Annotated in this window: 25 protein-coding genes; 11 read left to right on the forward strand and 14 right to left on the reverse strand. The window is 64.0% G+C overall.

The window, feature by feature from the left end:
* Nucleotides 1-189: 189 nt before the first annotated feature.
* Complete coding sequence (locus JF545_RS01505; RefSeq protein ID WP_206937748.1) at nt 190-1,911, reverse strand: proline--tRNA ligase; 1,722 nt, start codon at nt 1,909-1,911, stop codon at nt 190-192.
* 464 nt (nt 1,912-2,375) lie between these two features.
* Here JF545_RS01505 and JF545_RS01510 point away from each other — a divergent pair, with 464 nt between their 5' ends.
* Complete coding sequence (locus tag JF545_RS01510; protein ID WP_206937751.1) at nt 2,376-2,813, forward strand: hypothetical protein; 438 nt, start codon at nt 2,376-2,378, stop codon at nt 2,811-2,813.
* Nucleotides 2,814-2,837: 24 nt separating this feature from the next.
* Here the strand turns inward: JF545_RS01510 and JF545_RS01515 are convergent, their stop codons facing one another.
* Entirely contained in the window at nt 2,838-4,055 is a 1,218-nt protein-coding gene (locus JF545_RS01515; protein ID WP_206937762.1) for a benzoate/H(+) symporter BenE family transporter, read from the reverse strand.
* Nucleotides 4,056-4,202: 147 nt separating this feature from the next.
* Here JF545_RS01515 and JF545_RS01520 point away from each other — a divergent pair, with 147 nt between their 5' ends.
* Nucleotides 4,203-4,808: a helix-turn-helix domain-containing protein gene (locus JF545_RS01520; RefSeq protein ID WP_206937764.1), complete on the forward strand. Its 606-nt coding sequence runs from the start codon at nt 4,203-4,205 to the stop codon at nt 4,806-4,808.
* Here JF545_RS01520 and JF545_RS01525 read toward each other — a convergent pair.
* The 4 genes from JF545_RS01525 to JF545_RS01540 form a co-directional block, all read right to left on the reverse strand.
* On the reverse strand, nt 4,772-5,818 hold the full coding sequence (locus JF545_RS01525) for an N-acetylmuramoyl-L-alanine amidase (RefSeq protein WP_242520555.1): 1,047 nt from the start codon (nt 5,816-5,818) through the stop codon (nt 4,772-4,774). The two genes, JF545_RS01520 and JF545_RS01525, sit on opposite strands and share 37 nt — an antisense overlap.
* A 33-nt stretch (nt 5,819-5,851) precedes the next feature.
* On the reverse strand, nt 5,852-7,030 hold the full coding sequence (locus JF545_RS01530; RefSeq protein WP_206937766.1) for a vWA domain-containing protein: 1,179 nt from the start codon (nt 7,028-7,030) through the stop codon (nt 5,852-5,854).
* Nucleotides 7,030-7,875, reverse strand: a complete 846-nt coding sequence (locus JF545_RS01535; RefSeq protein WP_206937768.1) for an AAA family ATPase — start codon at nt 7,873-7,875, stop codon at nt 7,030-7,032. Before JF545_RS01535 ends, JF545_RS01530 begins: the two co-directional genes overlap by 1 nt.
* A 63-nt stretch (nt 7,876-7,938) precedes the next feature.
* The gene (locus tag JF545_RS01540) at nt 7,939-8,835 is read right to left on the reverse strand and encodes an NAD(P)-dependent oxidoreductase (protein WP_206937770.1); all 897 of its coding nucleotides are present in this window, start codon (nt 8,833-8,835) and stop codon (nt 7,939-7,941) included.
* Nucleotides 8,836-9,001: 166 nt separating this feature from the next.
* On the opposite strand from JF545_RS01540, the gene JF545_RS01545 reads away from it, so the two are divergent.
* Entirely contained in the window at nt 9,002-9,643 is a 642-nt protein-coding gene (locus tag JF545_RS01545; RefSeq protein WP_206937772.1) for a LysE family translocator, read from the forward strand.
* Between the two features lie 22 nt (nt 9,644-9,665).
* On the forward strand, nt 9,666-10,463 hold the full coding sequence (locus JF545_RS01550; RefSeq protein ID WP_206937774.1) for a metallophosphoesterase: 798 nt from the start codon (nt 9,666-9,668) through the stop codon (nt 10,461-10,463).
* A gap of 1 nt (nt 10,464) precedes the next feature.
* Here JF545_RS01550 and JF545_RS01555 read toward each other — a convergent pair whose 3' ends face one another.
* The 4 genes from JF545_RS01555 to JF545_RS01570 form a co-directional block, all read right to left on the reverse strand.
* Nucleotides 10,465-11,613 (reverse strand): nucleoid-associated protein, encoded by a 1,149-nt coding sequence (locus JF545_RS01555; protein WP_206937776.1) that lies wholly within the window; start codon nt 11,611-11,613, stop codon nt 10,465-10,467.
* Nucleotides 11,614-11,679: 66 nt separating this feature from the next.
* Nucleotides 11,680-12,441 carry an ABC transporter permease gene (locus JF545_RS01560; RefSeq protein WP_206937778.1) on the reverse strand — a complete coding sequence of 254 codons (762 nt, stop codon included), beginning with the start codon at nt 12,439-12,441 and terminating at the stop codon, nt 11,680-11,682.
* Nucleotides 12,438-13,373 carry an ABC transporter ATP-binding protein gene (locus JF545_RS01565; RefSeq protein ID WP_206937786.1) on the reverse strand — a complete coding sequence of 312 codons (936 nt, stop codon included), beginning with the start codon at nt 13,371-13,373 and terminating at the stop codon, nt 12,438-12,440. The genes JF545_RS01560 and JF545_RS01565 overlap by 4 nt, the downstream gene beginning before the upstream one ends.
* Before the next feature lie 201 nt (nt 13,374-13,574).
* A complete protein-coding gene (locus tag JF545_RS01570; protein ID WP_206937788.1) occupies nt 13,575-14,120 on the reverse strand; it encodes a cytochrome b in 546 nt (181 codons plus the stop codon).
* 294 nt (nt 14,121-14,414) lie between these two features.
* Between JF545_RS01570 and JF545_RS01575 the strand changes: the two genes are divergently transcribed.
* Nucleotides 14,415-14,873 carry a cupin domain-containing protein gene (locus tag JF545_RS01575; RefSeq protein WP_206937790.1) on the forward strand — a complete coding sequence of 153 codons (459 nt, stop codon included), beginning with the start codon at nt 14,415-14,417 and terminating at the stop codon, nt 14,871-14,873.
* 132 nt (nt 14,874-15,005) lie between these two features.
* On the opposite strand, the gene JF545_RS01580 is transcribed toward JF545_RS01575, so the two are convergent.
* Nucleotides 15,006-15,284: a peptidylprolyl isomerase gene (locus JF545_RS01580; RefSeq protein WP_206937791.1), complete on the reverse strand. Its 279-nt coding sequence runs from the start codon at nt 15,282-15,284 to the stop codon at nt 15,006-15,008.
* Between the two features lie 143 nt (nt 15,285-15,427).
* Here JF545_RS01580 and JF545_RS01585 point away from each other — a divergent pair, with 143 nt between their 5' ends.
* Nucleotides 15,428-15,931 (forward strand): DUF523 domain-containing protein, encoded by a 504-nt coding sequence (locus JF545_RS01585; RefSeq protein ID WP_206937793.1) that lies wholly within the window; start codon nt 15,428-15,430, stop codon nt 15,929-15,931.
* 105 nt (nt 15,932-16,036) lie between these two features.
* Here JF545_RS01585 and JF545_RS01590 read toward each other — a convergent pair whose 3' ends face one another.
* Nucleotides 16,037-17,290 (reverse strand): ChaN family lipoprotein, encoded by a 1,254-nt coding sequence (locus JF545_RS01590; protein ID WP_206937810.1) that lies wholly within the window; start codon nt 17,288-17,290, stop codon nt 16,037-16,039.
* Between the two features lie 133 nt (nt 17,291-17,423).
* On the opposite strand from JF545_RS01590, the gene JF545_RS01595 reads away from it, so the two are divergent.
* The 4 genes from JF545_RS01595 to JF545_RS01610 all read left to right on the forward strand — a co-directional run bounded on the left by JF545_RS01595 (nt 17,424) and on the right by JF545_RS01610 (nt 22,114).
* Nucleotides 17,424-18,878 carry a Na+/H+ antiporter NhaC family protein gene (locus JF545_RS01595; protein ID WP_315900667.1) on the forward strand — a complete coding sequence of 485 codons (1,455 nt, stop codon included), beginning with the start codon at nt 17,424-17,426 and terminating at the stop codon, nt 18,876-18,878.
* A 6-nt stretch (nt 18,879-18,884) separates the two neighbouring features.
* Complete coding sequence (locus JF545_RS01600; protein WP_206937814.1) at nt 18,885-19,991, forward strand: class II histone deacetylase; 1,107 nt, start codon at nt 18,885-18,887, stop codon at nt 19,989-19,991.
* Nucleotides 19,988-20,827: a helix-turn-helix transcriptional regulator gene (locus JF545_RS20115; RefSeq protein ID WP_206937816.1), complete on the forward strand. Its 840-nt coding sequence runs from the start codon at nt 19,988-19,990 to the stop codon at nt 20,825-20,827. Before JF545_RS01600 ends, JF545_RS20115 begins: the two co-directional genes overlap by 4 nt.
* An 81-nt stretch (nt 20,828-20,908) precedes the next feature.
* On the forward strand, nt 20,909-22,114 hold the full coding sequence (locus tag JF545_RS01610) for a methyltransferase (protein WP_242520556.1): 1,206 nt from the start codon (nt 20,909-20,911) through the stop codon (nt 22,112-22,114).
* Between the two features lie 87 nt (nt 22,115-22,201).
* On the opposite strand, the gene JF545_RS01615 is transcribed toward JF545_RS01610, so the two are convergent.
* Nucleotides 22,202-23,500, reverse strand: a complete 1,299-nt coding sequence (locus JF545_RS01615) for a cation:proton antiporter (RefSeq protein ID WP_206937822.1) — start codon at nt 23,498-23,500, stop codon at nt 22,202-22,204.
* A gap of 689 nt (nt 23,501-24,189) precedes the next feature.
* Between JF545_RS01615 and JF545_RS01620 the strand changes: the two genes are divergently transcribed.
* A complete protein-coding gene (locus JF545_RS01620; RefSeq protein WP_206937824.1) occupies nt 24,190-24,846 on the forward strand; it encodes a DNA-3-methyladenine glycosylase family protein in 657 nt (218 codons plus the stop codon).
* Between the two features lie 66 nt (nt 24,847-24,912).
* Here JF545_RS01620 and JF545_RS01625 read toward each other — a convergent pair whose 3' ends face one another.
* Complete coding sequence (locus tag JF545_RS01625; protein ID WP_206937826.1) at nt 24,913-25,386, reverse strand: secondary thiamine-phosphate synthase enzyme YjbQ; 474 nt, start codon at nt 25,384-25,386, stop codon at nt 24,913-24,915.
* Nucleotides 25,387-25,453 lie beyond the last annotated feature (67 nt).

Here is a 25,453-nt window from a genome sequence, read left to right on the forward strand (position 1 = left end):
CCAGCCATTGACCAGCGTCAGGGGAGGGGGAGTCATCCCCCTTTTTCAACCGGCCCTTCGGGGCCGGTTTTTTTTATCTGCAGGAGTCACAGCACGGCATGAGCAGCCCTGCGGCTGTCGCGTCGCCGCCAGGTCAGACCTGTACCAACGGCCCGGACGCCTCAGCGCCCGGGACCGTTGAGGGCCCTGTTACAGGGCGATGCGCTGCTTGAGGAAGTCGACGATGGCGTCGGCGGGCACCATGGTGGCGTCACTGTCGCGGCGCCCCTTGTACTCAAGCTCGCCCTTGTCCAGGCTACGGTCTCCCACCACCAGGCGATGGGGAAGGCCCATCAGCTCCTGGTCGGCAAAGCGCACGCCGGGACGCAGATCACGATCATCCAGCAGCACGTCGAAGCCTGCCGCGGTGAGCTCGTCATGCAGGCGATCGGCCGTTTCGCGCACGCGCTGGGACTTGTGTGCGTTCATCGGCACAATGGCCACATGGAAGGGGGCGATCGCATCGGGCCAGATGATGCCGTTGTCGTCGTGGTTCTGCTCGATGGCAGAAGCCACCACCCGGGTCACACCAATGCCGTAGCAGCCCATCCACGGGTGGATGGCACGACCTTCGTCACCGAGCACGGTGGCATTCATGGCTTCGCTGTACTTGCGGCCCAGCTGGAACACGTGACCGACCTCGATACCGCGCTTGATCGACAGTACCCCCTTGCCGTCCGGCGAGGGGTCGCCTTCGACCACATTGCGGATGTCGGCCACCTGGGGCAGCGCCACATCACGCTCCCAGTTGATGCCGAAGTAGTGCTTGCCGTCGACGTTGGCACCGGCGCCGAAGTCGCTCATCAGCGCGACGCTGCGGTCGATCACGATCGGCATGTCGAGTCCCACCGGTCCCAGTGAGCCAGGCCCTGCGCCAACTGCAGCACGGATCTCTTCTTCGCTTGCCATGGTCAGCGGGGTGGCCACCTGCTCCAGATGCTCGGCCTTGACCTCGTTGAGCTCGTGGTCGCCGCGCACCAGCAGCGCCACCAGACCGCCTTCGCTGCCCTTGACCATCAGTGTCTTGATGGTCTTTTCGATGGCAAGGCCATGCTGTTCCACCAGGGTGGCGATGGTCTTGGCGTTGGGGGTGTCGACCAGGCGTAGCTCCTGGCTGGGCGCTGCACGGCTGGCGTCACTGCCCAGCGGCGCCGGCAGCGCTTCAGCCTTCTCCATGTTGGCGGCGTAGCTGGACTCGGTGGAGAACACGATGTCGTCCTCGCCGGAGTCGGCCAGTACATGGAACTCGTGGGAGCCGGTGCCACCGATGGAGCCGTTGTCGGCGATCACCGGACGGAAGTCGAGACCCAACCGCGTGAAGATGCGCACATAGGCGTCATACATCTTCTGGTAGGTATCCTTGAGGGACGCCTCGTCCTGATGGAAAGAGTAGGCGTCTTTCATGATGAACTCGCGCGAGCGCATGACCCCGAAGCGCGGACGAATCTCGTCACGGAACTTGGTCTGAATCTGGTAGAAGTTGGCTGGCAGCTGCTTGTAGCTGGCAATTTCCTTGCGCACCAGGTCGGTAATGACTTCTTCATGGGTCGGGCCGACACAGTAGTCGCGCTGGTGCCGGTCCTTGAGGCGCAGCAGCTCAGGTCCATACTGCTCCCAGCGGCCAGACTCCTGCCACAGCTCGGCAGGCTGTACGGCGGGCATCAGCAGCTCCTGGGCGCCGGCGCGATCCATTTCCTCGCGCACGACCCGTTCCACCTTGCGCAGAGTGCGCAGGCCCAGTGGCAGCCAGGTGTACAGGCCAGAGGTCAGACGGCGGATCATGCCCGCACGCAGCATCAGCTGGTGGCTGACGACTTCAGCGTCGGCAGGCGTTTCCTTGAGGGTACTGATCAGCAGGTCGGTGGCGCGCATGGGTCCGCAGATTCCTTCACATCGAGTCGATAGATCGTAGAGCGTCGAGGGATACGGCAGAGTCTTCTATTGCCGGTGATCAGGCGCTGCCTGATATCGGTCGACGCTCGCAATGGAGAGTGTGGTGTTGACGATGTCACTCATCGAAAGTGTCGAGCATTGTACGGTGAAGCCGTCGCGGCGGCAAAACAGTGTCATGCAGTCATATAAATGGTGTCGACGTGCGCAAGGTCTGGCCGATGGCGGGGAGCGAACCGGAATCTACGTGCCGCAGCGGAGTCGACAGCGGGAGTGCTGCGCAGCGTTGGCCAGGTCAGCTAAGTGGTGCAGAAAAACGTGCTAGGATGCGTGCGAGTTTTCTCATGGAAGATGTCGCCAAGGCGGCGGGATGGCCTCCACGGCCGCCCCAGGCAGCGATATCGACCGTGTTACCATCGCGCTAGAAACAGCAAAGGAAGTTGTTCATGTTACGTCCACCCCGTCTGCTTACCGGCCTGGTCCTGGCCACTACCCTGACCTCACTCGCCGGCTGCGGCACCGTTTTTCATCCGGAGCGCAAGGGGCAGATCAGTGGACGTATCGATCCGGTGGTGGCCGTCGCCAACGGTGTGGGCCTGCTGTTCTTCATCGTGCCTGGCGTGATTGCCTACGCGGTAGATTTCTCCAACGGCACGATCTACCTGCCCGGCACCAGCACTACCTCGGTCGATGCATTGCCCATGGGCGAGGCCCGTGATCTGGCGAGCCTGGAGCAGCTGATCAGTGAACGCGCCGGCACCGCGGTGAGCCTGAGCAATGAGCTGGTGCGCGTCGAGCAAGTGGCGACCCTGGACGAGGCGCTGGCGATGGTGCGTATGGCCAGTGACGAGGCGTCTCATGGAGCAGCGCCCACCTCCAGCTAGCTTGGTAACGTGCCTGGGGCCTTCTCAGGCGCGGCGCCATGCCCCCAGGGCAACGATGACCAGTCCAGCGATCAATCCCCAGAAGGCTGATCCAATCCCCGCCAGGGTCAGGGGAGAGGCGGTGACCGCAAAGGTCACCAGCGCCGCGTCCAAATGGCGAGCGTCGGAAAAGGCGGTGGTCATCGCCCCACCCAGGGTGGCCATCAGTGCCAGTCCCGCCACTACCGCGATCAATCCCTCAGGCAAGGCAGCGAACAGCGCGGCCACGGTAGCGCCAAGGGTCCCCAGCACCAGGTAGCCGATACCGGCTGCCACGCCGGCAGTGTAGCGGCGATGCGGGTCAAGGTGCGCCTCTTCCCCCAGGCAAGGCGCCGCGCTGATGGCGGCCATGTTGATGCCATGCCCAGCGAAGGGAGCCATCAGCAGCGACGCCAGCCCGGTGGTGCCCAGGCAGGCGCCGACAGGAGGCGAGTAGCCCGCACTGCGGACCATGGCCAGGCCCGGCAGATGCTGAGTGGTCAGGGCCACAGCGAACAGCGGCACCCCAATGCCCAGACAGGTCGCCAGGTCAAACGCCGGGGAGACCCATTCAGGTCGCGTCAGCATCAGCGAGACCTGGGCGACCTGGAAATCCCCCCGCGCCAGGCTTATCGCGATCCCGGCCATCAGCACCGTGATGATGGCAAGCCTTGGCAGCCAGCGTCGGCACAGGATCCATACGCTCAATAGCAGCAATGGCATCCAGGGATCGACACGGACAGTAGCGAAGATATCGAGAACGAACGGCAGCAGAATGCCCGCCAGCATCGCTGAGGCCAATGCTGCCGGGACGATGGCCATGATCCGCGTGACCACGCCGCTGGCGGCGACCAGCAGCATGCACACCGAGGCCACGATGAACGCGCCCACGGCCTGGTCGAAGGCGACCCCCGGTAGCTGGGTGACCAGCAGGGCTGCGCCCGGCGTCGACCACGCCGTCAGCAGCGGCATGCGATAGCGCCAGGACAGTCCCAGGGTGGTCAGGCCCATGCCAATGCCCAGGGCCCACATCCAGGAGCCGATCTGTGATGGGGGAATCGCCGCCGCCTGGGCGGCCTGGAAGATGATGGCGGCGGAGCTGGCGTAGCCGATTAGTACCGACACCAGCCCTGCTGCCACGGTGGATGCATGCAGGTCGTTGGCCAGCTGACGCTTTTCGCGGGGAGTCGCTGGCTCAGCAAGAGTGGAAGACGGCTCGGTCATGGGGCGTGTCGCTGTGTGTTGGGAAAGGGGGGGGGTAAATTGTGCGTTATAACGTCCAAGGCTAGCAGCGGGCGTTATAACGCACAAGCGCTGTGGGCTCGAGCCTCTGTATACTGGTGCGCGTCACGCATTTTCATGAGAGACGACATGTCGGACACTGCCCACCACATCGGCCACCACATCGCCAGCTCCCTCAAGGCGCTGCGCCAGGCGCGGGGCTGGAGCCTGGCACATACCGCCAGAGAGACCGGGGTCAGCAAGGCCATGCTGGGCCAGATCGAGCGTGGGGAGTCGAGTCCTACGGTGGCGACGCTGTGGCGCATCGCCAGTGGTTTTCGGGTGAGTTTCTCGTCGTTGTTCGGTCAAGGCCCAGGCACCGATGACTCGCCGCTGGAGCAGCGCCACTGCAGTACCAGTGATTCAGTGTGGGGGCAGGACAGCGCCGGGATGCAGGCAAAGTTGTTGTTTCCGTACGATCCCCTGCTGGGCTTCGAGATGTTCGAGATTGAACTCGCCGCAGGCGCTGAAAGCGCCTCCAGCCCCCATGCGCCTGGGGTGGTCGAGCACCTGGTCGTGCTCGAGGGCACGCTGGTGCTGGCTGTGGGCGATGAGTGGCACCGCTTGACGGCGGGGGAAGGGCTACGTTTCTGTGCTGACCGGCCGCACCTGATGCGCAACGAAGGGCCCGCGGTGCTGCGTTTTCACGACGTGATCCATTACCTGCCCGGCGCGGCTGGAGGAGCGGCTGGTTGAGGCTCAGCTGGTTGAGGAGCGGCTGGTTGAGGCTCGGATGGTTGAGGCTCGGCCAGCGTCGCCAGCGCCTCTGGCTGGTATCGCTCCAGTAGAGCCCACAGACGTGCGCAGGTGTCTGCGTCGAGATCTCCGCTGAAGTCGGCGGGACGAAAGTGAAGCTGGAACGCTCGCAGGGTGGCGCGGGTCGCGTCATCCAGCACGCCGCTGACGTCGATGTCATAGCCCCAGGCACGCAGCGCCCGCTGCACCGTCTCAATCGAGGGGAGGCTTCCTCCTGCGATGCGTTGGCGAGCGTCGAAGCGCTGGGCATAGTGGGCCACCCGCTCCGGCTCGGGCCAGGCACCAATGCCGGCATCATGCAGCCGTTTCCAGGGAAACGCCGGGCCCGGGTCCAGCTTGCGCGTGGGCGCGACGTCAGAGTGTGCCAACACGTGCCTGGCCTCGATGCCATGCCGCTCGATGATATCTCGGGACAGGGCGATCAGTGCCTCAATCTGGCTGTCGGGGTAGGGCATCCAGCCGACCCCCTCGGGGGGCTCCAGCTCGCTGCCGACCCAGGGCTGGTCGGGGCCCTGATTGACAATCTCGATGCCGATGGAGGTATCGTTGAGGCCGATGCGGTTGCCCCAACGGCTGGCGCCGGCGTGCCAGGCACGACGAGACTCGGGCACCAGCTGAAACACCACGGGTGAGCCCTGCAGACGTCGTGTTGGCAAAGGCAGTAGATAGTGGCTGGAGACCCGTGGTCCAGTGAGTGCGCGCAGCGAGTCCGCCTGGTTTTCATCGGTATAGTGCAGGATCAAGAAATGCACGCGGCTGTTGTGGCCCCGAGCGGGGTGACGATGGTCCACCACATAGCCGTCACGGGGTTCCAGAGCGGGCCTAGAGTAGGCTTGAATCAGCCCTTGTGTGGCGACCCCGGTGGCCATGTCGCAGCCGGCCAGCCACACCGATGCGCCGGCAAGCAGCAAGGGTCTGAGTCGGCGAAGTGTCTGCGGCAGGTGGGGCATCGACGGGTCCTTGATCAGATCCGGGGTCGTGGTCTAGCGAGCCAGCTCGCGCATGGCCTCGTCGAGTCCTTCCAGCGTCATGGCGTACATGCGCTCCTGCACCAGCTCGTGGATGATCCTGGTCGAAGGCGTATATTCCCAATAGCGTGGCGGGTTGGGGTTGAGCCAGACCAGTCGCGGGTAGCGCTCCACCAGTCGCTTCAGCCAGATGCCGCCCGGCTCCTCGTTGAAGTGTTCGACGCTGCCGCCGGGGTGGGTGATCTCGTAGGGTGACATCGACGCATCGCCCACGACCACTACCTGGTAGTCCGCGCCGAAGGTGCGCATCAGCTCCAGCGTGGAATACCGCTCCTTGTGACGGCGCGCATTGTTTCGCCACACGCCTTCATACAGACAGTTATGGAAGTAGAAGTGCTCCAGGTGCTTGAACTCGGAACGCGCCGCCGAGAACAGCTCCTCGCAGACGCGAATGTGGTCGTCCATGGAACCGCCCACGTCCAGAAACAACAGCACCTTCACCGCGTTGTGGCGCACCGGTCGCATGCGCAGGTTCAACAGGCCGGCATCCCGAGCGGTGTCGCGAATCGTGGCGTCGATATCGAATTCGTCCAGCGCACCCTGTCGAGCGAAGCGGCGAAGACGGCGCAGTGCCATCTTGATGTTGCGCGGCCCCAGGGCCTGATCATCGTCATAGTCGCGGAAACGGCGTTCGTCCCAGACCTTGATCGCACGACGATGGCGCGAGCCATCCTGGCCGATACGCATCCCCTCGGGGTTGTAGCCATAGGCGCCGAAGGGGCTGGTACCGCCGGTACCGATCCACTTGTTGCCACCGGCGTGGCGTCCCTGCTGTTCCTTGAGGCGTTGCTTGAAGGTCTCGATCAGCGCCTCGAGTCCGCCCAAAGACGTGACCTGCGCCTTTTCCTCTTCGCTCAACTGGCGCTCGAACTCCCGGCGCAGCCACTCCTCGGGGATCAGTGCGTCAATGGCCGCATCGAGGCTTTCCACCGACCCGATCCAGGCGGCGAAGGCGCGATCGAAGCGGTCGAAGTGGCGCTCATCCTTGACCATGATGGTGCGGGCCAACTGATAGAAGGCGTCCACATCGGCAAAGGCAATGCCGGAGTCCACGGCGGCATGCAGGTCCAGCAGTTCGCGCAGGGATACCGGGACCTGCTGGCGCCTGAGACTGTCGAACAGATCGAGAAACATCAGCGCCCCTGACGCCGCACCATAAAGGCCAGGCGCTCCAGCAGAGCCGTATCCTGCTCGTTCTTGACCAGGGCGCCGGCCAGGGGCGGCAGACTCTTGGCTGGATCGCGCTGGCTCAGGGCTTCCCGCGCCACCTCGTCGGCCATCAGCAGTTTCAGCCAATCGACCAGCTCAGACGTGGAGGGGCGCTTCTTGAGGCCCGGCGCCTCGCGCAGCTCAAAGAACACTTCCAGGGCCTGGCTGACCAGCCTTGGGGCGATATCCGGGAAGTGTACGGCGACGATACGCTCCATGGTGGCGCGGTCGGGAAACTCGATGTAGTGGAAGAAGCAGCGGCGCAGGAAGGCGTCGGGCAGCTCCTTCTCGTTGTTGGACGTGATCACCACGATGGGGCGGTGGTGCGCCCGGATCGTCTCGCCGGTCTCGTAGACAAAGAATTCCATCCGATCGAGTTCCTGCAGCAGGTCATTGGGGAACTCGATGTCGGCCTTGTCGATCTCGTCGATCAGCAGTACCACCCGTTCGTCGGCGGTGAAGGCTTCCCATAGCTTGCCGGGGCGCAGGTAGTTGGCCACATCCTCGACCCCGTCGATGCCGAGCTGGGAATCTCGCAGACGGCTGACCGCGTCGTACTCGTAGAGGCCCTGGGCGGCCTTGGTGGTGGACTTGATGTGCCAGGTCACCAGGCGGGAGCCCAGGGACGCGGCCAGTTCTTCTGCCAGCAGCGTCTTGCCGGTGCCTGGCTCGCCCTTGATCAGCAGCGGGCGCTCAAGGGTGACGGCCGCATTGACGGCCTGCTTGAGCGCATCGGTAGCCACGTAAGTGGCGGTGGAGTTGAACGCCATGGAAAAGCATCCTGTAACTGATGGCGGATGTCGAACGAGTGTACGGCGCCGCCGCAGACGGGTCTAGCTGCGCTGCGCGTCGTCACGATAGAGCCGAATCAACGTCGCCGGATCGCTCTCGCCTTCGCCCCTGGCCAGTCGACTGCGCATCAGCTGGGCGGCCAGCGCTGCCATCGGCGTGGCGCTGGCTTGGCGATAACCCTGAGCGGTGGCCATGTCGACATCCTTGAGCAGGGTGCGCAGGTGCCAACTGGGCGCCTTAAAATCACGCTCGGCCATGCGCGGCACCAGCATGCGAAAAGGCGTTGAGTCGGCAAAGCCGCCCGCCAGGGCCTCTGGCAACAGGCCGGCATCGACACCGCTGGACTCGGCCAGTGCCACCATTTCGGCGATCGCTGCGGTATTGCAGGCCACCAGCAGTTGATTGCACAGCTTGGTGACCTGGCCTGCGCCTACCGGACCCATATGGGTGATGCGCGAGGCCAGTGGTTGCAGGATCGTCCTGGCGGCGTTCACGTGGGCTCGGTCGCCTCCACACATGATCGCCAGGCTGCCGGCCTCGGCACCCGCCACGCCACCGGAGACCGGGGCGTCGACCCAGCTGAGGCCGGATTCGGCGGCCAGCTGGGCAAGCTCCCGGGTGGCGGCCGGGTCGGCGCTGGTCAGGTCGATGATGGCGCCACCGGGACGCGCGTTGGCGATGACCCCCTCGGCCCCGAGCATCAGCTCGCGCAGCACCTCGGTATTGGCCACGCAGGTGATCACCACGTCTACCTGAGCGGCCAACTGTGCCACGCTATCGGCGACCCTGGCGCCGGTCTCCGCAGCGACGGCGTCGGCCTTGGCTCGAGTGCGGTTGTAGAGGACCAGCGGATGACCGGCCTTGGCTAGCCGGCGGCTTAGCGGGTCGCCCATCAGACCGATACCGATAAAGCCGAGGCGGGGCAGCAACGCGGACATGGTAGAACTCCTTGGCAGGGGAGAAGGGAGCGGCGTCTTGAGTTGGCCGGGCAAGGGAAGACAGCATGCAGCAAGGTGTGTTTCTGGCTCAACTGGGTTGCGCGCTGAGGCCCCGTCGCCTAGCGTGGAAGGCTTTGCTACCGACGCTGCCGCCACGAGATCCGCCATGCTCGAGTATACCTTGGCCCACTGGGTCACCTTTCTGTCGGCAGCCTTGCTGCTGAATCTCTCACCGGGGCCTGACATGGCTTTTGTACTGGGCCAGACCGCGCGACATGGCCGCCGTGGGGGCTTCGCTGCGATGTTCGGGGTATGGAGTGGGGCGGGCGTGCATGTGCTGATGGCGGCGCTGGGTTTGTCCGCCGTGCTGGCAACGTCCGCGGTCGCCTTCGGCCTGATCAAGTGGGTCGGCGCGGCGTACCTGCTGTGGCTAGGCATTCAGGCGTTGCTCGCCCGCCCGTCCAGCGAAACGGCGGCGCCGGCCCCGTCTCTGCCTGGGGCTGCCAGCATCTATCGCCAGGGCGTTGTGATCTCTCTGTTGAACCCGAAGGTCGCCATCTTCTTCCTGGCCTTTCTGCCTCAGTTCGTGGTGCCAGGCGCAGGGCCGGCCAGCCTCCAGCTTGCCCTGCATGGGTTCTTGATCATTGCGGTGGCAGGACTGATCGAGCCGCCGCTGGTGATCCTGGGCGCCAGGCTGGTCACAGCGCTGCGCGGCAATCGTCGTCTTGGTCTATGGTGTGAGCGAGGGTTGGGGGCGCTGTTCATTGGCCTGGCGGCCAGGCTGGCCATGAGTGAGCGCAGCCCATAACGCTTAAGCCGGAGGCGAGCTCATGCGCCTGAGAATCCTGTCTGACCTGCACCTGGAGCACTTCGAGGGGGATCGCCTGCTGCCCGACATCGAGGCCGATATGGTGATCCTGGCAGGTGATATTCATCTAGGCGTGCAGGGAATCGAGTGGGCTGCTGCGCGCTTTCCCGATCATCCGGTGATCTACGTGCCGGGCAATCACGAATTTTACAAGCATCGCATGGAGCCACTGCGCAAGGAGATGCGTGAGCGCGCGGCCACGCTGGGCATTCACCTGCTCGACAACGCACGACTTGAACTCGACGGCGTGCGCTTTCTGGGGACGACACTGTGGACCGACTTCGCGCTCTACGATGAGCGTCCCGACCCGCAGGACATCCCTGCGGAGACGCTGTCCGCTGCACTCAGGCAGATGCCCGACTTCGCGATCATCGAAGAACCTGATGGCGAGGTCTTCTCGCCGGAGCGCAGCGTCGAGCTGCACCGCGATAACCGGGCCTGGCTTGAGACCGAGCTAGCCAGGCCCTTCGCCGGCGCCACGGTGGTGGTCAGCCACCATGCTCCCCTGGCCGAGTGCATTCCTGCCCACTATCAGGGCGACCCGCTGTCGCCGGCCTTTGCCTCGCGCCTCGAGTCGCTGATGGAGGGCGTGGCGCTGTGGGTCCACGGCCACGTCCACGACCCGGTGATGCTGACGCTGGGGGACACCCGCGTGGTGGCCGTGCCCGGCGGCTATCCCGGCGAGCGTTCGGAGGACGAGCTGCGCCTGGATCGGGTGGTCGAGGTCGAGAGCATGGCGTCGCAATCCCGGCAGGCCTGAACTAGCCCCCCTGCAGCTGTTCCTTGAGCTTGCTGGGCAGCTTCTTGATGATCAATCGGTCATGTTCTTCGTCGTACTCGATGCTGTTGCCCAGCAGGTGGGAGTCGAAGCTGATCGAGACGCCCTCGGCGCGGCCGGTGAAGCGGCGGAACTGATTGAGGGTGCGCTTGTCCGGCGGGATTTCCGGTGACAGGCCGTAGTCGGCGTTGCGAATGTGCTCGTAGAAGGCCCGCGGATTGTCATCGTTGACCAGGGCGGAGAGCTCATCCAGGGTCATCGCTTCACCGCGACTTGCCTGGTCCTGGGCGTAGTCGATCAGCGCATCGGTCTTTTCCCGCGACGCTTCCTCCTCCATGTCTTCCTGCTCGACATAGTCGCTGAAGGCCTTCAGCAAGGTACGGGTTTCGCTCTTTGGATCGACGCCTTCGCTAGCGCCCAAAAGGGCCTGCAGGTCGTCGGCCAGCTTCTTCGCGCCGCGATCTGCCAGCATCGACAGGTACTGACTCGACGGGCCGCCGTCCTGCCATTGGGTCAGGTTGAGGCGGAAGGCCAGCGACATCTGACTGTGATTGAGCTGCCCGGTGATGCCGACGCGACCGTCTTCACCGATGACGAAACCGTCCCGATGGTGAACCAGGGCGACGAACAGGTGGCGGGTCTCGCCCTGGCGCTGGTCGACCATGAGCAGGTGGCCTCCGGTGGGCAGGTGCGCGTCGACCACGCCCTTGATGGCCTCGCCAAGCTCCCTGGCCAGTGCCTGAAAGTCTCGCTCGCCGTCGAGGAAGGCACGAAACTCGGCAGGGAAGCGGCTGGTGGTCGCCACTACCGGACCTTCATCAGAGGCGGCCAGGCCAGAGGAGCCTGCACCAGAGGTCCCTGTCGCGGAGGAGTCCTCGTCGTCCCAAGGGGCGACATCCTCGCCGCTGGCGTCGCTATTCTGCACGCTCGGGCGATCCGTGGTGCTGGGGGGAGCGTGCTCATTGAGCCGGCCCCAGCGCTTGGCCTTGCCGTGGTAAGCGTCGGTCAGGCGGGTGACCAGGCTGTCCAATGCGTCGCTGTCGGGATGCAGCTCGCTGGCATGCTTAAGCGTTGCCGGGATGTCGCTGGCGCTCTTGTCCAGGCGCTGGATGACACAGGCAGAGATCGGCATGGAAACCTCGTGACCAAAAAACGGCGGCAGATGATAGCGTACTTGGGGCGTCAGACCGAAGCCGATTCATGGCTTGAGGCGATAGCCGCTGCGGAAGATGGCATGGATGACCGCCAGCGCCAGGGCCATGAACAGCAGAATCATGCCCAGACTGACCCATACGCTGACATCGCCGAGTCCATAAAAGCTGTAGCGGAAACCCGACACCAGGTAGACCACCGGATTGAACAGGGTCACCGTTTGCCACAGGGGAGGCAGCATGTCGATGGAGTAGAAGGTTCCGCCGAGGAAGGTCAGCGGCGTGATGACCAGAAGCGGCACCAGCTGCAGCTTTTCAAAGCCATCGGCCCAGATCCCGATAATGAAACCGAGCAGGCTGAAGGTCAGTGCGGTCAGCACCAGAAACAGCAGCATCAACAGCGGGTGCATGATGGTAAAGGGCACGAACAGGCTGGCCGTTGCCAGCACGATCAAGCCGAGCATAATAGATTTGGTGGCGGCAGCGCCGACAAAGCCCAGCACGATCTCCAGCGGCGAGATGGGAGCCGATAGAATCTCGTAGACCGACCCCGAAAAGCGTGGGAAGAAGATCCCGAATGAGGCATTGGAGACACTCTGGGTCAGCAGCATCAGCATGATCAGCCCCGGCACGATGAAGGCACCGTAGGGAATGCCCTCGACCTCACTGATGCGTGAGCCAATGGCGGAACCAAAGACCACGAAGTACAGCGAGGTGGATAGCACGGGGGATACCACGCTCTGCAGCACGGTGCGCAGGCTTCGGGCCATCTCTGCCAGGTAGAGCGTCTTGACCGAGGTGATGTTCATGGTCGCTCCTTGACCAGATTGACGAAGATTTCCTCCAGCGAACTCTGGCGAGTGTGCAGGTCCTTGAATGCGATGCCGGCGGCGTCGACGTCTGCGAGCAAGTCGGCGATGCTGCTCTCACCGTCGTCTGCACCGTCATAGTGATAGACCAGCGCATGGCCCTCGTCGCTCAAGGCCAGGTGGTGGTGAGCCAGGGCGTGCGGAACAGCGTCGAGGGGTTCGCGCAAGTGCAGGGTCAATTCCTTGCGGCCGAGGCTCGCCATCAGCGCCTGCTTTTCCTCCACCAGCACCAGCTCTCCGGCACGAATGACGCCGATGCGCTCGGCCATCTCTTCCGCTTCCTCGATGTAATGCGTGGTGAGGATAATGGTGACGCCGCTCTCTCTGAGGCCTCGCACCACCTCCCACATGTCACGGCGCAGTTCGACGTCGACCCCGGCGGTGGGCTCATCCAGAAACAGTACCTGGGGTTCGTGGGCCAGTGCCTTGGCGATCAGCACCCGACGTTTCATGCCGCCGGACAGGGTGATCAGCCGGTTCTTGCGCTTTTCCCACAGGCTGAGCTGGCGCAGCACCTTCTCGATATGCGCCGGATCCTTGGGCTTGCCGAACAGGCCGCGGCTGAAGGACACCGTGTCCCATACGGTGGAGAAGGCTTCACTGGTCAACTCCTGGGGCACCAGCCCGATCAGCGAGCGGGCAGCACGGAAATCATCGAGAATATTGTGGCCGTCGACCCTGACGTGGCCTGATGAGGGATTGACCAGCCCGCAGATGACGCTGATCAAGGTGGTCTTGCCGGCCCCGTTGGGGCCAAGCAGGGCAAAGATCTCGCCGCGCTTGATGCTCAGGTCGATGCCCTTGAGCGCCTCGAATCCGCCGGCATAGACCTTTGTCAGCGCCTGGACATCAATGATCGGGGAGTCGCTCATGGGCGCCTTCCCCCGGGGGCAAGGTCGTGGTGCGGCGGGTGAGGCAGTCCTGGTGATTGCTCCATGCTGACGTCCTTATCGATGGCCTTCGCCCATCCTAGCGCGGTTGTCTGCATCTGCACACCGGCCCGATCCACGCCCTGGCCGGTGTGTCCCCTCCGCCGGGGCCGCAGGTTCATGCCGTCCATGGCTGCGGCGGACTTATTTCCTGGCGCTGACGTCAAGCATGCGGGGCAGGACATCCTGCTGCCTGGGATTCATGCGGTGATGAACCGCCATCAACACGTGCCCCAGGGCCATCGCGAACAGCGCCCACCCCAGCCAGCCGTGGAGCAGATTGGCAGGGAGCATCATCCACTCGATCTTGTCGCCGTCAAAGCCTGACATGAGCTCGATGCCGAAGGGCGAAAAGGCGCGCCCGGAGCCATATTGGCGCATCAGCGCAATCGACGGAATCACGACCAGCAGGGCGTATAGCGCGAGATGACCCAGATGCGACGGCAGGTTGAGGCTGGATGGGCGGCGGCGCTGGTTTAACAGCGCCCAGGCCACCCGGCCCAGCATCAGGATCAGAATCAGCAGGCCCACCGGCTTGTGGGTAGCCCAGGTCAGTTTATCCAGCCAGGAATCTTCGAACAGCACTGTGGTGATGGCCGTGACGAGCTGCCACAGCACCAGGGCGGCGATGCTCCAGTGGAAGAAACGGCTGATACTGCCATAACGTTCGGGTGAATCGATGATCGACATAGGGGACTCCTCATCCTCGGTCGGGGCGGTCGATGGTTGTTTTTGCATAGCCTAACTCGGCCCAGCGGGCAGGGCTGGGGAATTTTCCCAATAGAATGTGCACGAAGCTGCAGCCGTGGGTCGAACATGCCGTTCGGCACGGGACGTTACCGGGGCGGATGTAAGGAAGGCGGTGGTGGCGTCATCCAAACACTCTCGTCACCGACGACGTTGTCCCAAGAGGTCTCCTCCATGTTTCCTGAGTCTCCCCTGACGTTGAAACGAATGACCAGCAAGAACAAGGCGTGCGGTACTGTGACTCTGCCCCATTCGCCCGGGCGCTCGCTGTGGTTGGCGTCGCGGTTGGTGTTCGCCCTGACGCTGCTGATTGCGGTGACGCCCCAGGCGTCGGCACAGAGTGGCGAGCAGGTAACGCCCAGCGTGTCCCAGAACATCATGCAGCAGAAGTGGGTGTCAGACGATTCCAACCTGATCTCCACCGTCGTACTGGTTACCCTGGACCCTGGGGCCAGTCTGCCGCCCCATCGCCACGCAGGGCCAGCCTACGTCAAGGTGGCCGCCGGCGAGGTGATCTCACAGCTTGAGGGTGGGGAAGAAGAACGCTTTGGGCCTGGCGACGAGTGGCGAGAGCCTGAGGGCGTGCGTCATGTGAAGCTGGTCAATGCCAGCGATGAAAGTGCTGCGGAATTGATCGTGGTGATGATCCACACTCGCGGTGAACCCCTGACCCGAGTCGAGAAGACAGTGGAGTAGATAACAGCGGCAGGAAGGGGGGCAGAAGAGGCTGCCTAAGACACTGTTTTAGACACCAAGGCCACGCTTTGGCGTGGCCTTGGTTTGACTAGCATGGTTTGACTAGCTCGGTGTGACTCGCTCGGCGGGATATCAACCGCGGCTGGTGACTTCCAGCAGGTGGTAGCCGAACTGGGTCTTGACCGGGCCCTGGACCTTGTTGAGCTCGGCGGAGAACACGACTTCGTCGAACTCGCGCACCATCTGGCCGGGGCCGAAGCTGCCCAGGTCGCCGCCCTGGCGGCCGGACGGGCAGGAGGAGTGTTCGCGGGCGGCGTCGGCAAAGTCACGACCGTTCTCGATTTCGGCCTTGAGGGCCTGGCACTTGTCTTCGCTGTCAACGAGGATATGGCGAGCAGTAGCTTGAACCATGGGGAAACTCCAATTGAGTGCTGGGGGAATCAAAGGTGGGCGGAGCTTAGCATGCTGCGGCACACAGGGCATCCTGTCGTCGAGCGGAGGTAGCCGCCAGCGATGCCATGTTGACGATAGAAGTGATGGTGAGGAGTTGCCACGTGAACAAGGTTCTGGTCAGTGCTTGCCTGCTGGGAGACCCGGTGCGCTATGACGCCAGTCACAAGGCCCTGGGCGATGCGAGTCTGAGGCGCTGGCGCGAGGAGGGGCGGCTGGTACCCATCTGTCCGGAAGTGGCGGGAGGGTTGCCGACGCCAAGACCTCCCGCCGAAATCCAGGGAGGGCAGGGACGTCAGGTGCTGCACGGGCAGGCAAGGATCGCGGATGACGCCGGGGACGATCCCACCGATGCCTTTATCCGGGGTGCAAAGCTTGCGCTGTCCGCGGCCAGGCGCCATGGGGTTCGCCTGGCCCTGTTGATTGACCGCAGCCCCTCCTGCGGCAGCACCCAGATCTACGACGGCCATTTTGAGGGCACTCTGGTGGCCGGTGAGGGAGTCACCACGGCGTTGCTGCGTGCCTCTGGCATTGAGGTCTTCGCTCCCCACCAGCTGGACGCCCTGGGAGAGCGGCTGGCCCAGCTCGACGCAGACGAGGCGTTTTGAAGGGCGGGCGTCAGTGAGGGGCCACGCTCAAGGCTCGGACTGCTTGGCTTCCTCAGCCTCCTGTCGCTGCGGGACCGGCCTATGGGCCGCGCGCTATTCCTCAACCTATCCCTCAACCTCGGTGGGCGCTGGCGGAAAACTTACCGTCAGCGTGTGGTGGGCCCGGTCGCGCCGTACCTCGACTCGCGCCTGGGTCCCTGGCATTACGCGGTTCACCAATGCCTTGAGCTGCGCAGGCTGGTCAAGGCGTTGGCCAGCAAAGCGCAGCAGGCGATCACCGACGCGCAGCCCCGCAGCCTCGGCGGGGCTGTCGGCTGCCACCTGGTTGACTACCAGACCGCCTTCGTCCATTTCGACGCCAACCCCCAGTCGCGGTTCTTGCTTGAGCCTGTCGTTGTGCACCACAAAGATCGTATCGGCGAGCCCGTCGTCGGCCGTGCAGGCCTCGTCCACCGTCAGCGGTAGCAGGCTCGACACCGCGCGGATATCCAGGTGTGAAAGCTGCGTTTCGATGCCCTCGCCGTAGCTGGCATGTCCCATTCCCACCAGGCCCACCGCCAGGTAGCCGTCCTCTACCAGCTCGGTAAGTCCGTACGCCATGGCCGTGTCCCAGACCTGCTGGGCGTAGACGAAGTTATCGATCATTCCGGCATCGAATACGCTACTGCCGGTTTCGTCACCAAGTTCGGCCGCGTGCTGGGCCAGGCTCTCTTCCAGGCGCTGCCGGTAGGAGGGCGATGCCGGGGCCGGTTCCGGGATGCCGTGACGCTCAGTGGGTGGAACGGCCATGACACCTTGCTCGACCAGGCGTCGGCGCAGCTCCGGCGTGACGTTGAGTGCCTTCAGCGGCAGGCGATGGTCACGGGCAAAGTGCAGTATCGGCAGGTAGAGCGCGGCGTCAAAGCCCCAGTAGCGATACCACTGGCTCTGCTTGAGCAGCTCTGTCTCGTCGATATTTCCAGCCACCCAGGCATCCAGCGCCGCCTGGCTTTCCCTTGGCAGCATCTCCAGGCCGATGGCCAGGCGCGGATGCTGGGCGTGCAGGGCGCTGATCGCCGCCAGCTGAAAACGATGGTGGGCAGGCTGGTCGTGGCGCTCGCCCAGCAGTACCACCTGCTCGTCCGCCAGCGCCGCCCAGCCCATGGGAGGGGAGCGGCTGGTCAGGCTGTCTCCTGGCGTTCGCCAATCGCCGGGGAGGGCACAAGCGGTGCCCGGGGCGCCTGTCGAGGGCGCGGCGACGGGTGGCGGGGTGTCATCGCCCATAGGGGACGCCAGGGCCATGTTCAGCGGTGCCGACAGTGATACCAGCATCGACGCCAGCGCTGGCAGACATAGCCGGACATGGCGGTGTTGGGACATGGGATGAGTCTCCTGACATCGAGGGTCTTGAGTATGGCGATGGTCCCCATGGGGATATCGCCGCAGGTGCTAGGGCAGTGCTATCAAAGGCATCGCACGGTCACATTTCAACAACAACCCGATGGTGACGACAGTGGATCATAGTCTTTCAGAGCTGGCGAATCGTCGCCAGGACCCCAATCGCGGCCTGCGTCGCGGCTTGCTGTTTCTCAGTGTGGTGCTGGTCGCCAGCCTGTCCGGCCACTGGCTGATCCAGGATGGCCACTATGGCGCCTACTCGCTGGTACCCACGGTGGTTGTCATTTCCATGGCGCTGATCACCCACCGTACCCTTGAGGCGCTGATGGCCGGGTGTCTTAGCGGTTTCATCATCCTCTCACCTTCCAGCGCCATCCAGGACATGGCGCTGGCGGGGCTGGAGGTCATGCAGCAGCCGACCATGGGCTGGATCGCCCTGGTCTGTGGGCTACTGGGTGCCTTGATTGGCCTTCTGCAGTTCGTCAGGGGCACCGAGGCCTTCAGCGATAGCGCGGGCCGCCTGTTGACCACGCGTCGACGGGCCATGCTAGGGGCCACGGGCCTTGGCATCCTGATCTTCATCGACGATTACCTCAATGCCATGACGGTATCGGCGGCGATGAAGAAGCTGTTCGATCGACTCAAGATTTCCCGCTCGATGCTGGCCTATATCGTCGATTCCACCGCGGCGCCGATCTGTCTGCTGATACCGTTCTCGACCTGGGCCATCTATCTGGCGGGACTGCTGGAAAGCCAGGGCATTGCTGCCACCGGAGATGGCTTCGCCACCTATCTCGGCCTGATACCGATGCTGTTCTACCCCTTGATTGCGCTGTTGGTGGTACTGCTGGTAGCGCTGGGGGTGTTGCCTGCCCTTGGGCGCATGCGCGCGGCAGAGGCGGGAGATGAGCTGGTGGATGATAGCAGCGCCGAGCAAGCCGACGAGGTGCAGCGCCAGATCACGCCCCGCTTGATCAATTTCGTACTGCCGGTGACCACGCTGCTGCTGGCGACCTGGTGGTTCGGTATCGATGCGCTGATCGGCGTTGGCTTCGCCCTGCTGGTTGCCCTGGCGCTGTATGCAGCGCAGCGGATCGCGCCACTCAATCGCATGTTTGATGAGCTCCTGGGGGGCTTTCAGCAGATGCTGCTGCCCCTCGGCATTGTGTTCGCCGCCTTCCTGCTGCAAACGGTGAACCAGAACCTCGGCCTGACCGAGACGCTGGTGGCCTGGGTCGAACCTTTGATGCAGGGAAGCTGGTTGCCGGGCGTCACCTTCCTGCTGCTGTCCGGACTGGCCTTTGCGACGGGGTCCTTCTGGGGCGTCTACGCCATCGCCTTTCCCATCGTGATTCCCCTGGCCGAGGCGACAGGGGCCTCCATGGGGCTGACCCTTGGGGCGATGATTTCGGCCGGTGCCTTCGGTTCCCACGCCTGTTTCTTCGGTGACTCCACCGTGCTCAGTGCACGTGGCTGCGGAGTGACGCCGATCCAGCACGCCCTGACACAGCTGCCGTACGTGCTGCTGGCGGCAGGTGCCAGTGCCATTCTTTATTTCCTGCTGGGGTAGCCACGAATGCAACGACGTACGGCCTTTGCCTTTCATGAGCACTGCCTGTGGCACGACAACGGTCCCTGCTCGGTCTTTGCGACGCCTGGTAAACATGTCCAGCCTGCGGCCGCGGTGGAACACCCGGAGACCAAGCGACGCCTCAAGAATCTGCTGGAAGTCACCGGACTGATGGATGAGCTGGTGCCGATCAAGGGGGCCCCTGCCGATGAGAGCGATCTGCTGCGTTTCCATACCGCGGAGTATCTGGCGCGGCTGGCGCAGATGAGCGAGTTTGGCTTTGGTGATGCCGGGGAGTGCGCGCCGCTGCGGCGTGACAGCTACGACATCGCCCGTCGCTCCACCGGACAGGCGATGGCCGCCATGGATGCCGTGCTGAGAGGCGAGGCCGACAACGCCTATGCCCTGTGTCGCCCGCCAGGGCACCACGCCGAGCGGGACCGAGGCCGCGGTTTCTGTCTGCTGGGAAATATCCCGATCGCGGTCATGACCATGATGGCGCGCCATCCGCTTAAGCGTGTCGCGGTCATCGACTGGGACGTGCACCATGGCAACGGCACCGAGCAGGCATTCTGGGAGCGCGATGACGTGCTCACCCTGTCGCTGCACCAGGACCGCAACTACCCCGTCGACAGTGGAGACATCGAAGATATCGGGGGCGGCGCTGGCCGCGGCTACAACCTGAACGTGCCGTTGCCGCCGGGCTCGGGTATCGGCGCCTACCAGGCGGCCATCGAGCGCGTGGTGGTGCCGGCGCTGGAGCGCTTTCGCCCAGAGCTGGTGGTGGTGGCCTGTGGTTACGACGCCAGCGCCATGGATCCCCTGGGCGGCATGATGCTCAATAGTCAGGCCTATGCGGAGATGACGGCCAGGCTGCTCGATGTGGCGGACAGACTGTGCCAGGGCCGCCTGGTGATGGTGCATGAGGGAGGCTACAGCGAGGGCTACGTGCCGCTGTGTGGTCATGCGGTCATCCAGACCCTGGCAGGATCAGCGATCCAGGCCGATGACCCCATGAACGACGAGATCGCACGCTGGGGCCAGCAGACGTTGCAGCCGCATCAGGAGGCTTTGCTGGCACGCCTTGATGGCTTGGTCAGACACCTGGGGTGACGTATTCTGACCCGATGGATGTTTGCCGCCCCTGCCGTTTGCCCTCGAAGGTGCTGCCACCGAGCGATCTTGCGCCGGTGGCGCGCCTTGCCGACCGCGTGCGTTCGCCCAATTTTCTCGAGGGGTTAGGGGAGGTGCTGGGTGCCTATGCCCCGGGGATCAGCTATGCGGTGATGCACTTCCCCGGCGTGGGTAGGCCCACGGTGCTGGCGCATAACCTGTCGGCGGTGCTCGATCGTCGGGTGCTGTTACCCTACGTGGAGCGCATGTACCTGCTCGACCCGTTTCATCAGCATTGGCAGTCCCAGGCGGCGCCAGGGGTGTGGTGGCTTGAAGAACTGGCACCCGCCGGCTTCCGCGAGACAGAATACTTCGCGACCTACTACCGCAACCTGGGCCTTGAACGGGAAGCCGCCGCGTTCTTTTCGCTGGGAGAAGGGGATGGCATCACGATGTCCTTTGGTGCCTACGGTGCCCTGGAGGAGGGCGCCGATCACGTCACCCTGATGGCCCAGGTGGCCTATCTGTTTCCTCTGCTTGAGTCACTGGTTCGCCAGTTCTGGCTGGTGTCGAGTCTGCACCTGCCGCGGGAGGAACAAACGCCAAGCCTGCTGGCGAGCTTTGGACAGGATCGCCTGAGCGAGCGTGAGCGAGAGACCGCCTGGCTGATTCTGCGGGGACATACCAGTCCGGAGATCGCGAGCAAGATGGGAATTTCTACCGGCACCGTCAAGAATCATCGCAAGCGACTGTATGCCAAGCTGAACATCTCGAGCCAGGCAGAGCTGTTCCGGCAATTTATGCTATTTCAGCACCAGTCCGATGGACGCGCCTGACAGGCCCCGTGTCTGCTACCATGGCGCGCCTGTCCCCTTGACCACACGACCGATGTCGTCCTTGCGCGCATGACTGCTAGCTTGAGCCACACCGAGCGCCTCGCGGCGCTGACCCGCCTGCTTGCCGAGTGGCACTGGCTGTGGTCGCCGACCCCCTTCACCCACGGCTCCATCCCCTGGTCCGACCGCGCGCAGGCCGGGGATATCGCTGCCTGCCTCGAAGCGCTGGATGACCAGCGCTGCCAGCGGCTGCAGCAGCGGCCCTTCGACGACTCGCCGCTGGCGGCCTGGCTACCGGTGGCCGAGCTGAAGCGACTTATCGACGTTGCCCCGGGGCCGCCGGCGATCGACGCCCCCGAGGCCTGGGCGTCCCACGTGGGTGGTCGCAAGTGGGCGCAGATGCTGGCGTTTGCCCCTCAGGTCGAGCAACTGCGTGGCCAGCGCCTGGTCGAATGGTGCGCCGGCAAGGGCCACCTGTCGCGGCTGTTGGCGCGCTGGCACCATGGCCCGGTGCGTGCTCTGGAGTGGCAGCCAGCGCTCTGTCGCAGTGGCCAGGCGCTGGCCGACCGCCAGGGGCTTGAAGTGAGTCTGGTGGAGCAGGACGTGATGCAGCCAGGTGCGGCCGAGCAGCTTGACCACGCCGATCAGGTGGTGGCGCTGCATGCCTGTGGCGATCTGCACGTGCGCCTGCTGCAGTTGGCGCGGGACAAGCGCGTGGCGGTGACGCTGGCGCCATGCTGCTACCAGCGGACCCGGGATGAGCGCTACCGACCGTTGTCCGCCCAGGCCCGATACCAGGCTGAGCTGCATGACCTGGCGCTGGATCGTGAGACGCTGGCCATGGCGGTGCAGGAGACGGTGACCGCCAGCCGGGGAGAGCAACGTAAGCGCGAACGGGCCAACGCCTGGCGGCTTGGCTTCGATGAGCTGCAGCGGGAGCTGCGCGGGACGGACGACTACCTGGCGGTGCCGAGTCTGGCCTACGGGCAGATGCCAGATGACTTCGCCGGGTTCTGTCGCTGGGCCGCCCGGGAGAAGGGGCTGGCGCTGCCTAAGGGGGTCGACTGGGAAGCGTTCGAGCGTCGCGGTGTGGCGCGGCTGGGGCGGGTCAATCGATTCGAGCTGGTGCGCCACCTGTTTCGCCGACCACTGGAGCTATGGCTGGTCCTGGACCGGGCCCTGTGGCTCGAGGAGGCCGGCTTCGAGGTGCGCTTGAGCGAGTTCTGTGAGCGAGCGCTGACGCCCCGCAACCTGGCCCTTGTAGCCACCCCGCAACCGCCAGCCTGACCGGGCGCAGAGCCCCACGGCCGCGCTGAAGCGCCGTCGTTGAGTCGTCGCGCCGCCGCGGCTGGGCCCCGGCGGCGCGACCTGGGTTCAGCTGCGCTTGCCGCGACGGAACTGCTCGACCTCCCAGGCCTTGGCGCGCTGGATCAAGGGGGTGATGCTGGAGCCCTGGATCAGGATCGAGAACACCACCACCGAGTAGGTCATCACCAGGATGATTTCACGCACATCGATGTTCTTGTCGGGGATCACGTCAATGCCGGCAGGAATGGACATCGCCATCGCCAGCGCCAGACCACCACGCAGGCCACCCCAGGTCAGGATGCGCACGGAGTAGGGGTTGTAACGGCGGAAGCGATGGAAGCCAACATAGGCGACGCGCACGCTGAGATAGCGCGACAGCAGTACCAGCGGTACGGCGGCGATCATCAGCACCCAGTCTTCAGGGTGGAAGCTGAACGATAGCATGGTCATGCCGATCAGCAGGAACAGCACGCCGTTGAGGAATTCATCGACCAGCTCCCAGAAGTGATCGAGATGCTGCTGGGTCTCCTCGGAGAAGCCCTTGCGCCGGGTTCTGTTGCCGATGATGATGCCCGCCACCACCATGGCGAGGGGGCCCGAGACCTCCAGGAACTCAGCGAACACATAGCCGGAGGTGGGCACCAGCAGGGTCAGCATCAGCTCCATGGAGTGATCCTCGGTATGCCGGATCAGGTAGTGGAATAGCTGGCCAAGGACGAAGCCGTAGAGGATGCCGCCCAGTGCTTCCTGCAAGAACAGATGGCCGACGCTCATGACGGTGGGGGTCGCACCGCCAAAGGCGATGGCAAACAGCGTGACAAACAGCACCAGTCCAAAGCCGTCGTTGAACAGCGATTCGCCCTCGATCTGAGTGGAGATGCGACGCGGCGCGTTCATCTTCTTGACGATGGCCAGTACCGCGATGGGGTCGGTGGGCGAGATCAGTGCACCAAACAGCAGGCAGTAGATCAAATCGAAGTCGATGCCCAGCCAGCCGACCAGCAGCCACAGGGTATAGCCGATAAAGAAAGTGGAGAACAGGGTGCTGCCCATCGCCAGAATGGCGATTTCCCATTTCTGATCACGCAGGTGGGGGAGCTTGATCCCGAGAGCGCCGGCAAACAGCAAAAATCCGAGGATCCCCTTCAGCAGGAAATCCTCGAAATTCAACTGGTTGATGGCATTCTCTGCGGTTTCATCAAGGGCGAACCAGCCCGCGTGCCCAGCGATGACAATGGCAAGTGACAGTATCAGCGCCCCGGCAGTGATGGCGATGGTGGTCTGGAACTTGCCTATCTTGCCGTTGATCAAGGAGATCACCATCGCCATCGCGGCGAGCAGGCATAGGGTGTCGTACACCGACATGGAGTGAAGCCTCTGAAGTGGTTGGGGTAGGGGGAGAGATAGCGGTGGAAAGCAGCGTCGGCAGCGCGGTTGGGAGCTCGACGGAAATAGGATGGGTAACAGGGGCTGACACGGCTGGCGAGACAGCGGCGGTAGCAGCGGATGAGACAGGGGCAGAGACGTCGGATGAAGAAGCCCCCGAGACCGCTATGGCGCTGGCCCGAACCTTGGCCCGACCACCTGAGATGCGGTGACGACCGAATACGGCCGACGGGATGAACATTGCTGTGATACCCGCATGATATGAATGCGTGGCGGGCAGAAGAGGCGATAATGACATGTCCATCGCGACAGCCGGGTCCTGAGCATGAGGCGCGTTCACGCGCCTTGCTGAAAGCGAAAAAGGGCTGCAAGCAGTGGGGTTCAGGGGCTCGCTGGCTCCTGCCTGGTGGAAGCGTTCCCGGCGGAGGTCAGGCGCCGGTTAAAGGGCGCATCTGGGGTCCTGTCCACTGCATTTCGCAGCGCAGCAAAGTATACGCGGCTCACGTGTCGGTTACAGCCCGGATGTCGCATTTTTTGAAGCTAAAGTGCATGGGCTGTCAGAGATGGCGGACAGCTGCTACCAAGGTATGATGAGCCAGACCGAAACGATCGGACAGCGCTCCTTTCGAGGGCCGCTGCACCGCCCCCAATAACCCGCAGGAGTCCTCATGCCCGAGCATGATATCGCCCGCCATCTGAGCGCCGGCCAGGCCCACCTTCGCGGTATTGATTCCGCCTGGGCGCGACTTGTCGACCAGGTCGGAGACTGCCGACTCACGACCGCAGTGGAGCGCAGTCCCTACGAGTCCCTGGCACGGTCGGTGGCCTATCAGCAGCTGCATGGCAAGGCCGCCGCGGCCATCGTGGGGCGTCTTGTCGCACGGTTCCCGGGACAGGATTTTCCCTCGCCTCAGCAGTTGGCGGCGCTGGCGCCGGAGACCTTGCGGGAATGCGGCTTTTCCGCGCGCAAGGTGGCGACCTTGCAAGGCCTGGCCAGTGCCGCGATGGCAGGTGACATACCGGGGCGGGAAGAGGCCGCCGAGATGGACGACGAGGATCTGGTCAAGCGCTTTACCCGGATCAAGGGCATTGGGCGCTGGACGGTGGAAATGATGCTGATCGGGACCCTTGGGCGGCCGGATATCCTGCCGGTAGACGACTTCGGCATCCGTGACGGCACGCGCTACCTGTTCGGGCTGGATCACATGCCAACCCCCGCCGAGACGCGGCGACGTTGCGAGCCATGTCGCCCCTGGCGCACGCTGGCATCCTGGTATCTCTGGCGCGCCAACGAACAGCCGGACTATCGGCGTCTCGGTCAGTAGAAACCGCCACGAAAAGACTGACATGAAGTAACAGGTCAGCGGTGCCGTCCATCCTCGCGATCGTTGTCAGTCGCGCCGTCGGTAAGGATCGGGCATGGCCTGCTCTGGCCGCCAGCGTGAGCGCTCGCCATTGAGCGTCACGATAAGCTGGCGCGGCCCACCATGGTCCCGATGCTCGCAAAGATAGATACCTTGCCAGGTGCCGAGCTTCAGCTCGCCATCTCCCACCGGTATGGTCAGTGCGGGCCCCAATAGACTCGCCTTGAGATGGGCGGGCATATCGTCGCTGCCCTCATCGGTATGGCGGTAGTAGGGAGCGTCCTGGGGCACCATTTGATTGAAATGGCGCTCGAAATCGCCGCGCACGCTGGGGTCGGCATTCTCGTTGATGGTTAGCGACGCAGACGTATGCTGGATGAACACATGCAGCAGCCCGACGCGCATCGCCGGCAGGTCCGGGAGTGCCTTGACGATCTCGTCGGTAATCAGGTGAAACCCCCGTGGACGGGCGGAGAGGCGAAGGCTGTTCTGGAACCACATGGCGGTCGATCTCGAAGCAGAAAAGGATAAACGCTCAGAAGGTAACATCCCGAGAGCTCAGGGTGGG

Source organism: Halomonas litopenaei, assembly GCF_017303055.1.
GTDB lineage: Bacteria > Pseudomonadota > Gammaproteobacteria > Pseudomonadales > Halomonadaceae > Halomonas > Halomonas litopenaei_A.